The 11,571-nt window shown below is 53.3% G+C and carries 11 protein-coding genes; 3 read left to right on the top strand and 8 right to left on the bottom strand.

Annotation, left to right across the window (positions count from 1 at the left end; genetic code table 11):
• Positions 1 to 1,469: 1,469 nt before the first annotated feature.
• The gene (locus OUY18_RS11900; RefSeq protein WP_268059015.1) at positions 1,470 to 3,167 is read right to left on the bottom strand and encodes a phospho-sugar mutase; all 1,698 of its coding nucleotides are present in this window, start codon (positions 3,165 to 3,167) and stop codon (positions 1,470 to 1,472) included.
• A gap of 71 nt (positions 3,168 to 3,238) precedes the next feature.
• The gene (locus OUY18_RS11905; protein ID WP_268059016.1) at positions 3,239 to 3,703 is read right to left on the bottom strand and encodes a metallophosphoesterase; all 465 of its coding nucleotides are present in this window, start codon (positions 3,701 to 3,703) and stop codon (positions 3,239 to 3,241) included.
• 82 nt (positions 3,704 to 3,785) lie between these two features.
• Here OUY18_RS11905 and OUY18_RS11910 point away from each other — a divergent pair, with 82 nt between their 5' ends.
• From OUY18_RS11910 to OUY18_RS11920, 3 genes are read left to right on the top strand one after another with little or no spacing between them, the layout of a single operon-like run.
• Positions 3,786 to 3,956 (top strand): hypothetical protein, encoded by a 171-nt coding sequence (locus OUY18_RS11910; RefSeq protein WP_268059017.1) that lies wholly within the window; start codon positions 3,786 to 3,788, stop codon positions 3,954 to 3,956.
• On the top strand, positions 3,957 to 4,307 hold the full coding sequence (locus OUY18_RS11915) for a hypothetical protein (protein ID WP_268059018.1): 351 nt from the start codon (positions 3,957 to 3,959) through the stop codon (positions 4,305 to 4,307). It begins immediately after the preceding gene.
• Positions 4,308 to 4,316: 9 nt separating this feature from the next.
• Positions 4,317 to 4,706, top strand: a complete 390-nt coding sequence (locus tag OUY18_RS11920; RefSeq protein WP_268059019.1) for a hypothetical protein — start codon at positions 4,317 to 4,319, stop codon at positions 4,704 to 4,706.
• Here the strand turns inward: OUY18_RS11920 and OUY18_RS11925 are convergent, their stop codons facing one another.
• The 6 genes from OUY18_RS11925 to rpsO form a co-directional block, all read right to left on the bottom strand.
• Positions 4,707 to 5,609, bottom strand: coding sequence for a hypothetical protein (locus OUY18_RS11925; RefSeq protein ID WP_268059020.1), 903 nt, complete (start codon positions 5,607 to 5,609; stop codon positions 4,707 to 4,709).
• 19 nt (positions 5,610 to 5,628) lie between these two features.
• Entirely contained in the window at positions 5,629 to 6,873 is a 1,245-nt protein-coding gene (locus OUY18_RS11930; RefSeq protein WP_268059021.1) for a glutamate-5-semialdehyde dehydrogenase, read from the bottom strand.
• 28 nt (positions 6,874 to 6,901) lie between these two features.
• Complete coding sequence (proB, locus tag OUY18_RS11935) at positions 6,902 to 7,702, bottom strand: glutamate 5-kinase (protein ID WP_268059022.1); 801 nt, start codon at positions 7,700 to 7,702, stop codon at positions 6,902 to 6,904.
• 446 nt (positions 7,703 to 8,148) lie between these two features.
• Positions 8,149 to 8,652: a hypothetical protein gene (locus OUY18_RS11940; RefSeq protein ID WP_268059023.1), complete on the bottom strand. Its 504-nt coding sequence runs from the start codon at positions 8,650 to 8,652 to the stop codon at positions 8,149 to 8,151.
• A 154-nt stretch (positions 8,653 to 8,806) separates the two neighbouring features.
• A complete protein-coding gene (locus OUY18_RS11945; protein WP_268059024.1) occupies positions 8,807 to 11,068 on the bottom strand; it encodes a polyribonucleotide nucleotidyltransferase in 2,262 nt (753 codons plus the stop codon).
• 162 nt (positions 11,069 to 11,230) lie between these two features.
• Positions 11,231 to 11,494 carry a 30S ribosomal protein S15 gene (gene rpsO, locus OUY18_RS11950; protein WP_268059025.1) on the bottom strand — a complete coding sequence of 88 codons (264 nt, stop codon included), beginning with the start codon at positions 11,492 to 11,494 and terminating at the stop codon, positions 11,231 to 11,233.
• Positions 11,495 to 11,571 lie beyond the last annotated feature (77 nt).

The following is an 11,571-nucleotide window of genomic DNA, read 5'->3' on the forward strand; positions in this document are numbered from 1 at the left end:
ACTCCCCCGTAAAATTCATTCTACTTTTTGCGTATCATGAATTCCCGCCCCGGCAATCGTCGGAACAGCATTCCTGAAAAGCAGACCGTACGGCGGAACCAAAGAGGGGACTTCACTCCGCCGCCGTCCGCTGAAAGCAGGATACAAAAAACGCCGTATATTTTTCGCAGCCCATATGCAGCGTTCTGAAATGCCTGCCGATGAAAATTCTTTCTATAGAAAATGAACAGAAAGAATCCCATATTATGCCTGATGGGAAACATTATACTGCATTTCTTTTTCCAGTGCAATAGAATTCGCAAAATATTGTTTGAAATTAGAAAAACCTGTCGGTATTTCCGGGGTGTTCCTTTCGTTGCTCTCTGTGGAAGCAGTCCAAGTCGATACCGTAATTTATTCTACCAAATTACGATGAATGATCAGGTTGTCCTCAGGCCGGAAGCACACGGTGTAATTCGGGTAGGCGAACCTATCCCTTTGTCCTTCATATTCAATTACAGGATGATTTAGTCTGCCCGCGGGCCGGGGAAACTTCGTATATTTTCGGACAGGTCGAACCTATCCTTTGGTTCTTAATATTGAATTACAGAGATGATTTAGCCTGCCCTCAGGCCGGGCGGGCCCCTACTTTCGGAATCGTCCGAAAGTAGGCAAAGGACGAGCAGGGGGCTTTTAAATCCCGGCGAGAGGGTTCCATAAAAGCCCCCTGCACCCCGGAGGTATCCCCAAAAAGCCTTTGGGGTACACGCTTTCTATATGGTTTTCATTGACGTTCCTCTGAAGTAGCTTAGAGAGAAAAAATACCTCGTTATAAACGCGAATGCAGGCTCAGCCTGCCCAGGCGAGGGTTCCCCGAAAGGTGGGAACTGCACCTTGCCTGTTGTTTTCGGACAAGTCGCACCTATCCTTTGGTTCTTAATATTGAATTACAGAAATGATTCAGTCTGCCCTCAGGCCGGGCCGGCCCCTACTTTCGGAATCGTCCGAAAGTAGGCAAAGGACGAGCAGGGGGCTTTTGAATCCCGGCGAGAGGGTACCACAAAAGCCCCCTGCACTCCTGAGGTATCCCCAAAAGGCCTTTTAGGTACACGCATTCTTTGTGGTTTTCATTGACGTTCCTCCGAGGCAGCTTAGAGAAAAAAGGTACCTTCTTTAAAACGTGCGTGCAGGCTCAGCCTGCCGGAGGAACGGCAAATCGGTGCGATATGTAAATAGTGTATAAAATTTTTCGTTCCTTCTCTGTGATTATTGTTCATATTACGAATAATTCACGTCAAAAAAGAGGTTAAGGAATGTTCCTTAACCTCTGAATATACAGATTATACAGACCTTACCGCCCCCATGGGCAGTATGCAAAATGCATGGCGCTAATTCTAATATATCACGCGAACCTCGGTTGTTCTGTTCTGTATAACTGTATATATATTAGCATATACTATTTGGTTTGTCAACACTTTTTTAAATATTTTTTATTTTATTCCGAAAGAACCGGGTGCTGCGGCTTTCAGCTTTTCAATCAGCTCTTCCGAAGCCGCTTTATCCTTGCCCTTGGCGGAAACATAAATCTTGATTTTCGGCTCGGTGCCGCTGGGCCGTACAATCAGCTTGCTGCCGTTTTCCAGCCGGTATTCCAGCACATTGGACTTGGGCAGACCGATTTCGCTGATCTTTCCCGCGTCGCTGCGCTTTGAGGTTTCGTAATCGCTCCAGCCGGTCACCTTGTATCCGGCGACTTCCGCCGGTGTCTTTTCGCGCAGGTCTTCCATAATCCGGCTCATCTGCTTCATGCCGTCCTCGCCTTCAAAGGCAAAATTCAGAAGGCCGTTCTCATAATAGCCGTATTTTTGATAGAGTGCGTCCATCGCATCCAAAAGGGTCATGCCCTTCTGCTTATAATCGTAAGCCATCTGGCAGATCAGCATGCTTGCGTTTACCGCATCCTTATCACGTACATAGCCGCCGGACAAATAGCCGTAGCTTTCTTCGAATCCGAAGATATAACGCTCAACTTCGCCCTTTGCTTCCAGCAGGGCGATCTGGTCGCCAATATATTTAAAGCCCGTCAACACGCGCACCATATTGACGCCGTATTCCCGCGCCACCGCGTCCGCCATGTCGGTGCTGACGATGGTCGTCACCGCGACCGGTTCCTTCGGCAGGGTACCGGCCTGTTTGCGGCTGCGCGCGATAAAGTCAAGCAGAAGCACGCCGACTTCGTTGCCGCTCATCAGTATAAATTTGCCGTTCTGGTTTACCGCGATTCCGCAGCGGTCGCAGTCCGGGTCGGTTGCAACCAGCAGATCCGGCTGCACCTTTTCGCAAAGATCCAGCCCCTTCTGCAGCGCCTCCCGGATCTCCGGATTCGGGAACGGGCAGGTTTTAAAGGTGCCGTCCGGATATTCCTGTTCCGGAACGACGGTAACATCCTGAATGCCGATCAGGCTCATCATACGGGTAACGCAGACAAGACCCGTCCCGTTCAGCGGGGTGTAAACCACCTTCAGGCCGGAGCAGTCGCCCTTCAGGACGCTCTGCTTCAGGACGTCGCTTAAAAACGAATGGATAACCTCATCTTTAATATACTGGATCATGCCGTTTTTCAGGCCGTCGTCAAAGTTCATGCGCTTTACGTCGTCGAAAATATCCAGACTGTTGATTTCATTCAGAACTTCGTCCGCCATCTCCAGCGCAATCTGGCAGCCGTCGCTACCGTAGGCTTTGTATCCGTTGTATTTCGCAGGATTGTGGCTTGCGGTAATACAGATGCCTGCGTCGCATTTTAAATAACGGACGGCATAGGAAAGCGTCGGGGTCGGCGAAAGCTTCGGATAAATATACGCCTTAATGCCGTTTGCCGCCAGAACTGCGGCGCTCTGCCTTGCAAACACATCGGATTTTATGCGGCTGTCGTACGCAATCGCGACGGACGGATTCCTTCCGTGCTTGTTCAGATAATTCGCAAGACCCTGCGTCGCTTTGCGGACGGTATAAACGTTCATACGGTTGGTTCCCGCGCCGATTACGCCGCGCAGCCCGCCTGTACCGAATTCCAAGTTGCGGTAAAATCTATCGTTTATCTCATCGGGCTGGTCTTTAATCCTTTTCAGTTCTTCCGTTAAATCGGGGTCGTCCAGCTCTGTGCGGAGCCATCTTTCAAATTCAGACATTGTAACATTCCTTTCCTGCATGAGATTTGTATCAATAACTAAAGATTACCATTTGTTTTTGTGGATGTCAATCAAATTTTCAGGATATTCGTTACCACGCCGGCATCCGTCAGGTCAATAATCCCGTAGGTTCCCTGCGAACCGTGCAGGCTTCCGGGGTTCATCAGGTACAGTCCGTCCTCGTAGTCGGTCAGCTCGTTGTGCGTGTGGCCGAACAGGACGATATCCGCTTTTCGCTCGCGCGCCGCCCTGGTAATATTGTATAATCCGTATTTTACATCGTATGTATAACCATGAGTATAAAAAATACGCTTGCCGCAAAGGTTGATCTCCCCTTCGTTCGGCAGCGTACTGCCCCAGTCGCAGTTACCGCGTACAAGCAGGAACATTTTCTCAGGGAAACTGTCCTTCATTTGCAGCGCCTCGTCGGCGCCGTCCCCCAGGTGGATCACCACTTCGGCGGTTGGCTGGCTTAAAATTGCCCGACGAAGATTCGCCTCGTCCCGGTGCGTGTCCGAGACCACTAAAATTCGCATGAATAAGACCTCCAGATGATTGCCGACCCGGGGCCGGTATATATTAAAGTCCCGCATCATACAATGATAGCGGGGTGATTGTATGCAAAGCAAGGAGGAAAACCAGAAGCTTCTGCAAAATCTTCTCGGCCAGCTGAGCCCGGAAGACAAAAAGAAGCTCGACAGCATTTTGTCGGATAAAACACAGGTTGAAAAAATACTGGGCACGCCGCAGGCACAGGAATTGATGAAGAAGTTTAAGGGAGGAAAATAAATGGATGATCTTGCCGCGAAGCTCGGCGAGCTGCTGAACAATCCCGGCAATTTGGAAAAACTGAAAGGCCTTGCCGGGCTCCTGGGCGGCGCGGCACAGGCACAGCCGGACCCTGCGCCGGCGGAACCGGCACAGGGCGGCTTACCGGGAATTGATGCGGACGCCCTTCAAATGGTTACAAAAATCATGCCGCTGCTGTCCAACTTCCGGCAGGAGGACGACTGCACGCGGCTGCTGCGCGCCCTGCGGCCGCTTCTCAGCCCGGAGCGCCAGAAAAAGCTGGATGAATCCATTAAAATTCTTCAAATGGTCCGGATACTTCCGCTGTTAAAGACCAGCGGGATTCTTTGAGGTGTGCCCATGGCTGAAAACTATAATTATGATATGCAGCGCCTTCAGCAGGACGCCATTCGGCGCGCGCGGGAAATGCAGTCCCGCGCTCAGGCTGCCGCTTCGCAGCCGAACCGGAATATGCCGAATCCCGCCGTGCCGAACCCGCCGACCCATCCGGCGCGCCACAGCGCCCCTCCCCCGCAGCGGGCAGCGGTTCCGCCCCCCATTCCGGAAGGAAATCGGGAAAACCGCCCCGCAAATGAACCCGCGAAGGGGCAAATAGGTCCCATCCAGAATATCTTCGATATCCTTTTTAACGACAGCGAGCGAACGCTCATTCTGATTCTCGTCCTGCTCCTGATTGAAGAACAGGCGGACACCGGCCTGATCTTTTCGCTGCTGTACCTGATTCTGTGATTATTTATCCTGTGGTGTGCGTATTGCGTAAATATATTCCTGTTTCGTGCTTGGATTGGTTTTCAGTATGTATTCCATATATTTCGTAGGCTTGGGGGTAACAACGGCACTGGTTGTCTGGTTGCGCGAGGCATCGCTCGGCGAAACGTATCCGACACGCAGTACGGTGGTATCCCCTTGCTTTTTTGCGCTTTCCGTATAGGGCGTAAAGCTGCTGTCGGAGGAATACAGCGCGACATGGAACTGATTTTTCTCGGAGTCATATTCAAAGAAGCTTTCCTTCGCGGGGGTTTTCGGCTGGAGCTGGCAGTCCGGCCCGAAAAGCTCATGGCAGGCGTTCACCACGTCCCCGAGCGGGACAAGGATTCTTCCGCTGTCATCGTAGCTGTTGTAGTTGGAACCGCCGTTCGCAGTAATCGTTTTCCAAAGCGAAGCGTCCAGGACAAATTCCTCGTTGGCCTTGTCCGGCGAAGCAAACGGCTGCGGGTCCTGCATGACCACGGTCGTCAGGAACGAATCGTACGCGCGCAGCTTGCTGTCGTCGGTTGCCGCGCGGTAAATGTTCTTCCCGATTGTCCCGGCAATAAAGCATACACCCACCAGCGCGAGCAGCAGTACCAGCGAGCCGACCGCCACGCCGTAGCGGCGGCGTCTGCGCGTACCGGTGCGCTGCGGCGCTACCGGCTGTTCCGGTTCTTTGCTATCTTCCGGCTCATCCGGTTCCAGACCGTCGTCCCATTTGGTTAAAAGCTCTTCGTCCTCGCCGGTTTCGTCTTCGGGAAGAAAATCGTCGATTTCCATTTCTTCCGGCTCAACAGGGTTTATTTTCCCATTCGGCTTGTTGTAAGCATCGCGATAGTCGGCCGAGAACCCCGGAATGGATTTCTTTCGTTTTTTACTCATCTTGAATAAACTCCGCTTTCTATCTTATTTGACCGCTTCCGCTGATAATAAACTTCGTTGAGGTAAGCTGATTCACGCCCATGGGGCCGCGCGCGTGCAGCTTCTGTGTGGAAATGCCGATTTCGGCTCCCAGCCCGAATTCTCCGCCGTCGGTGAAACGGGTGGAGGCGTTCACATACACCGCCGCCGAATCAACCCGTTCGGTAAATTTCTGCGCGCTTTCGTAGCTTCGGGTAACAATCGCCTCGCTGTGCCCGCTGGAGTACCGTGCAATATGGTCGATCGCTTCATCGATGCTGTCCACCACTTTCACCGCGAGGATAAAATCAAGGTATTCCGCCGTCCAGTCCTCCTCCGTCGCGGGAACGATCTCCCCGCCGAGAATCGCGCGCGTCCGCTCGCAGCCGCGGATTTCCACATGCTTTTCGTCGAGCCGCGCCTTGATGGCGGGCAGTGCGGTTTCTGCAATATCTTTATGGACAAGCACGGTCTCGATCGCGTTGCAGACGGACGGACGGGAAGTCTTTGCGTTAAAAATAATATTCGCCGCCATATCGATATCGGCGCTGTCGTCCACATAAACATGGCAGTTGCCCGCTCCGGTTTCAATCACCGGCACCCGCGAGTTCTCCACAACGGACCGGATCAGGCCCTTGCCGCCGCGTGGAATCAGCACGTCGAGGTATCCGGTGAGCTGCATCATTTCCATGGAGGACGCGCGGCTCGTATCCTGAACAAGCTGGATGCCGTCCTTCGGGAGCCCGGCTTTTTGGAGCGCGCCGCGCATGACTTCCGCTATGCACTGGTTGGAAAGAAAGGCTTCTTTTCCGCCGCGCAGAATCACCGCGTTGCCCGCTTTCAGGCAGAGCGCCGCCGCATCGGCCGTTACGTTCGGCCTTGCTTCGTAAATCATGCCGATCACCCCGAGGGGTACGCGCACCTGCTCGATTTTCAGCCCGTTCGGGCGGACGCCCCCGCCCACGATGCTGCCGATCGGGTCTTCCTGCGCCGCTACGCTGCGGATTCCCTGCGCCATGCCGTAAATACGGTCATGGTTCAGCTTCAGGCGGTCAAGGAGGGATTCGCTCATGCCGCTTTCGCGCGCGGCTTCCACATCCCGCGCGTTGGCGGCCAGAATCTCGCTTTCGCCGTTTTCAATCGCTCCGGCCATTTCCAGAAGCGCCTTGTCCTTTAACGATCCCGCCGCCGCGAGCGCGCGGGCCGCTTCTTTTGCGTTTTTTCCCATTTGCTCCAATACGGTCATGACGTCACCCCTTTGTTCTCTTTCTATCTTACTTCTTTTCCGTGCCGAAAACTGTCCCTATTTGTACGCCGTCGAAAAGCCGGTACAGGGATTTCGGGTCGGCACCGCTCATTACGCAGCAGGGAATTCCCGCTTCGTTGGCAAACGCCGCCGCGTTCACCTTCGTGCTCATGCCGCCTGTGCCGCGGTTCGAACCGGTGCCGCCCGCGAGCCTGCGGATTTCATCGGTGACCTCCGCCACATAGGGAATGCGTTTCGCGTTCGCGTCCGCGCGCGGATTCGCGTCGTACAGCCCGTCGATATCCGTCAGGATGACCAGCAGGTCGGCTTCCACCAGCCTTGCCACCGTTGCGGAAAGCGTGTCGTTGTCGCCGAAATTGTTGCCGACCAGCTCGTCGATGGCGACGGAGTCGTTTTCATTGACCACGGGAATCAGGTCCATTTTGATTAACTCATTGAATGTATTCTGGGTATTGCGCTTATTATGTTCATTGGCGATGACGTCGGCGGTGAGAAGCACCTGCGCCACCATCCGGTTGTATTCGCCGAACAGCTTGTCATACATAAACATCAGCTCACACTGGCCAACCGCCGCAACCGCCTGCTTGCGTTCCGTTTCCTGCGGCCGCTCCGGCAGTCCGAGCTTCCCAACGCCCACGCCGATTGCGCCGGAGGTGACAAGGATGATCTCCCTGCCGGAATTCTGCAAATCGCTCAGCACCTTGCACAGCGCTTCCATTCTGCGCAGGTTCAGTTTTCCGTTCTCATACGTCAGGGTGGACGTGCCTACCTTGACAACGATTCTTTTTGCCTGTGTTATCGCCGACATATCGTATCTCCTAAATTTTATTATCCTGTTTAAGGGCGCGTCCCGGGAATTTCTGCGATCGGGCGGCTGCCGCCGCGCCGTCTGGAAAACCGTTTGGAACGCCGTTTCCAACAGGGTTTATATCGTTAAGATTATAGCATATTTTCACGCGGTTTTGAAGAACCAACTTTGAAACGAAACGGAAAGAATCCTTACCGCCGGCCCTCCCATTTCCGTAAACTCTCCGGCATTATGGTTTAAAGGTTCGTAACGGATCCTATCGGAAGTATTCATAAATTTGATATCGCCCATGGGGTCGGCCGTAAAAAGGGGCGCGGTCGAAATCCGGCCGCGCCCCCACTTCCCACTTTCGGTTCCTTAGCGCGAACCGGAAAACGCAGCACGGTTTTCCGCTTTTCCGGAGCCGTTTCCCTTGGGTCGGAAAGATAAATTTCACGAATGAAAATTTATTTAGCTGTAACCAAAATTTTATCCAGTAAGCCAAACCGTTTCAAGCAGGAAACATATTCGGCAACACAGTAAGGGTTTTGGATGTCCTTTTCATCCAGCCCCCGGAAGGCATAGAGTTCATCCCAAAGCAGACTGCTGCCTTCAACGCAGAAAAATCCGGATGCAAGGTCAACGCCTGCAAAAATCTTACTTCCCTTGAAAACCTCATCCTGCTTTTCATATAAATTTTTCCCTTTGCCGGTATTCTGAACGAAAAAGGCGACCGGCGACGGCGCTCCGCCGGCCGGTAATTTTTCCGCCAAATGCGCATTGTTCCGTACATTTTCAGCAACCGCCCGCAGGGCTTTCTCCTCATGAAGCTCCGCTAGCGGATATTTTTCCAAAAGATAGGCCGCAATCTCCGCACCGGACTTGCGGTTTGGGAGCAGCCGGTTCTTATACTCGTTCCACGTCGCTTTCCATTCTTCCAGCATTTCCGGCGTCACTTTCTGCATCAACATATCCACACCCCCCGATAAATTCCTGATCTCTTGATCTTATTGCCAATCGAACTCATTTAGACTGGTTTTTATTTCAATTATTATAATAAACGGCAATATGCTTGTCAACAAAAAACTCCCGGAGCCAAAGCCCCGGGAGCAAAATGCTGTTCAATTAGTCCTGCGGATTGCGCGGTTTATTGGTGTTGGCAATAAAGCCGTTGCTTGCGCGCGGACGGTCATCCCTACGGTCGTCGCGGCGGTGGTCGTCATGACGGTGGTCGTCCCTGCGGGGGAACGGGCGGCGCGGTGCGTCGGAAATTTCATTTTCCGGAACCAGACCCTCCACCTCGATCAAAGCGTCGCGGCGGGAAAGGTTCAGTCTGCCCTTATCGTCAATTTCAAGTACTTTAACCATGACCTCGTCGCCGACATTGACAACGTCGGTCACCTTTTCGGTACGCTTCACATCCAGACGGGAAATGTGGACAAGGCCTTCCTTGCCCGGTGCGATTTCAACAAACGCGCCGAAGTCCATAATGCGGGTTACCTTGCCGTTGTAGATTGCGCCCGGCTCGGGGTCGTTCACAATCGTGTCGATGATGGTCATGGCGCGCTGGCAGTTTTCGGCGTCGATGCCGGAAACATACACGTGTCCGTCCTCTTCCACATCCACCTTTACGCCGCATTCGGCGCAGATTTTCTGAATCACTTTTCCGCCGGAACCGATTACCTCGCGGATTTTGTCAACCGGAATCAGCGTGGAGTACATTTTCGGCGCGTACTTGGAAAGCTCCTTGCGCGGCGCCGGGATGGCTTTCAGCATGATTTCGTCAATAATATAATCTCTGGCTTTGTGCGTCTTTTCAAGGGCTTCCTTTACCATTTCGGGCGTCAGGCCGTCGATCTTCAGGTCCATCTGAATCGCGGTGATTCCTTCGTGCGTACCGGCAACCTTAAAGTCCATGTCGCCGAAGAAGTCTTCTAAGCCCTGAATGTCCACCATGGTCATCCAGCGTTCGCCTTCGGTGATCAGGCCGCAGGAAATACCCGCAACCGGCGCCTTAATCGGCACGCCGGCAGCCATCAGCGCAAGCGTGGAGCCGCAGATGGAAGCCTGGGAAGTGGAACCGTTCGAGGACAGAACCTCGGAAACGAGGCGGTAAGCGTACGGGAATTCCTCAACGCTCGGAATAACCGGAACCAGCGCGCGCTCCGCAAGAGCGCCATGGCCGATTTCACGGCGGCCCGGGCCGCGGCTCGGCTTTGTTTCGCCGACCGAGTAGGACGGGAAGTTGTACTGATGGATATAGCGCTTGCTTTCCTCTTGATCAATGCCGTCGAGAATCTGGGCGTCGCTGACGGGGCCGAGGGTGGCGACGGTCAGAACCTGCGTCTGGCCGCGGGTAAACATACCGGAACCGTGCACGCGCGGCAGAAGATCCACTTCCGCGGCGAGCGGGCGCATCTGGTCCATCTTTCTGCCGTCTACGCGCTTCTGCTCGTCGAGGAGCCAGCGGCGAACGATATTTTTCTGTGTCTTATACATGCACTCGTCGATCTTTGCCGCCTGATCGGGGTAAATCTCGTCGAATTTCTCGTGTACCTTTTCATAAATGGGCTTGAGCCTTGCGTCGCGAACGGTTTTATCGTCCGTGTCGAGAGCAAGCTTCACGTCTTCCGTCGCGAATTCTTTCACGGCGTTCAGCATTTCCTCGTCCGGCTCGTTGCTCGGGTAGGAGAATTTCTCTTTGCCGATCTCCGCCTGAATGCCCTTGATGAACGAAATAATCTTCTGGTTTGCCTCGTGACCGGCCATAATGCCGTTGTACATGACTTCGTCGGAAACGATGTTCGCGCCCGCCTCAATCATGGCGATGCGGGTTTCGGTGGAAGCGACGGTCACGGCCATCTGGGAAACCTTGCGCTGCTCGGCGGTCGGGTTAATCACATACTGCCCGTCCACATAGCCGACGGAAACACCCGAAATCGGGCCTTTCCACGGAATATCGGAAATGCTGAGCGCAATGGAGGTGCCGACCATGGCGGCAATTTCCGGCGCACAGTCGTGGTCGACCGCCATTACCGTGCAGACCACGGAAACGTCGTTGCGCATATCCTTCGGGAAAAGCGGACGGATCGGACGGTCAATAACGCGGGAGGTCAGAATCGCTTTGTCGCTCGGGCGGCCTTCGCGTTTCAGAAAAGAGCCGGGAATGCGGCCCACGGAATAGAGCTTTTCTTCAAAGTCGACGGAAAGCGGGAAAAAGTCCACGCCCTCGCGCGGTTTCGGGGACGCTGTTACCGCAACGTGAACCACGGTTTCCCCATAGCGGACCAGGCATTCGCCGTTTGCAAGCTGCGCCATTTTACCGGTTTCAATCACCAGCGGCCGTCCGGCGAACTCTGTTTCATAAACTTTAAAGTTTTCGAACATAGTTTTCCTCCATTATTAACGGGAGAAACAGGTTTAGCAATAAAACCGGCGTCCGGTTCACGGGCGCTCGTTTCACTGCTAAGTCCCGTTCAACCCGTTTATTTATTTGATCAAAAAAATCCTAAAGGCAGGCGGTGCCCCGCCTGCCCTAAAAGACCGAAATTACTTGCGAATGCCAAGTTTTTGGATAATCGTACGGTAACGCTCAATGTCTGAATCCTGCAGATAGTTGAGCAGGCTTCTTCTTGCGCCGACCATTTTCAGAAGACCGCGGCGGGAATGGTGATCCTTTTGATGGGTCTTCAGATGCTCGGTAAGATCGTTGATTCTTTTTGTAAGAATCGCGATCTGTACTTCGGAAGAACCGGTGTCGCCCTCGTGCATGGCATACTCTTTAATAATCGCTGTCTTTTCTTCTTTTAACATAGTGTTTTCCACCCTTTCTAAAATAAACCCTCAATCGCAGAAAAAGGCTGGTGAAATCCCCAAAAAGAGGCTTACTC

This window comes from Caproiciproducens galactitolivorans, assembly GCF_026672255.1.
In the GTDB taxonomy this organism is placed as follows: domain Bacteria; phylum Bacillota; class Clostridia; order Oscillospirales; family Acutalibacteraceae; genus Caproiciproducens; species Caproiciproducens galactitolivorans_A.

Excerpts from the sequence above, each read along its gene's own strand:
- OUY18_RS11900 (WP_268059015.1), bottom strand. The coding sequence starts at position 3,167 with ATGTCTGAATTTGAAAGATGGCTCCGCACAGAGCTGGACGACCCCGAT.
- OUY18_RS11905 (WP_268059016.1), bottom strand. The coding sequence starts at position 3,703 with ATGCGAATTTTAGTGGTCTCGGACACGCACCGGGACGAGGCGAATCTT.
- OUY18_RS11910 (WP_268059017.1), top strand. The coding sequence starts at position 3,786 with ATGCAAAGCAAGGAGGAAAACCAGAAGCTTCTGCAAAATCTTCTCGGC.
- OUY18_RS11915 (WP_268059018.1), top strand. The coding sequence starts at position 3,957 with ATGGATGATCTTGCCGCGAAGCTCGGCGAGCTGCTGAACAATCCCGGC.
- OUY18_RS11920 (WP_268059019.1), top strand. The coding sequence starts at position 4,317 with ATGGCTGAAAACTATAATTATGATATGCAGCGCCTTCAGCAGGACGCC.
- OUY18_RS11925 (WP_268059020.1), bottom strand. The coding sequence starts at position 5,609 with ATGAGTAAAAAACGAAAGAAATCCATTCCGGGGTTCTCGGCCGACTAT.
- OUY18_RS11930 (WP_268059021.1), bottom strand. The coding sequence starts at position 6,873 with ATGACCGTATTGGAGCAAATGGGAAAAAACGCAAAAGAAGCGGCCCGC.
- proB (WP_268059022.1), bottom strand. The coding sequence starts at position 7,702 with ATGTCGGCGATAACACAGGCAAAAAGAATCGTTGTCAAGGTAGGCACG.
- OUY18_RS11940 (WP_268059023.1), bottom strand. The coding sequence starts at position 8,652 with ATGTTGATGCAGAAAGTGACGCCGGAAATGCTGGAAGAATGGAAAGCG.
- OUY18_RS11945 (WP_268059024.1), bottom strand. The coding sequence starts at position 11,068 with ATGTTCGAAAACTTTAAAGTTTATGAAACAGAGTTCGCCGGACGGCCG.
- rpsO (WP_268059025.1), bottom strand. The coding sequence starts at position 11,494 with ATGTTAAAAGAAGAAAAGACAGCGATTATTAAAGAGTATGCCATGCAC.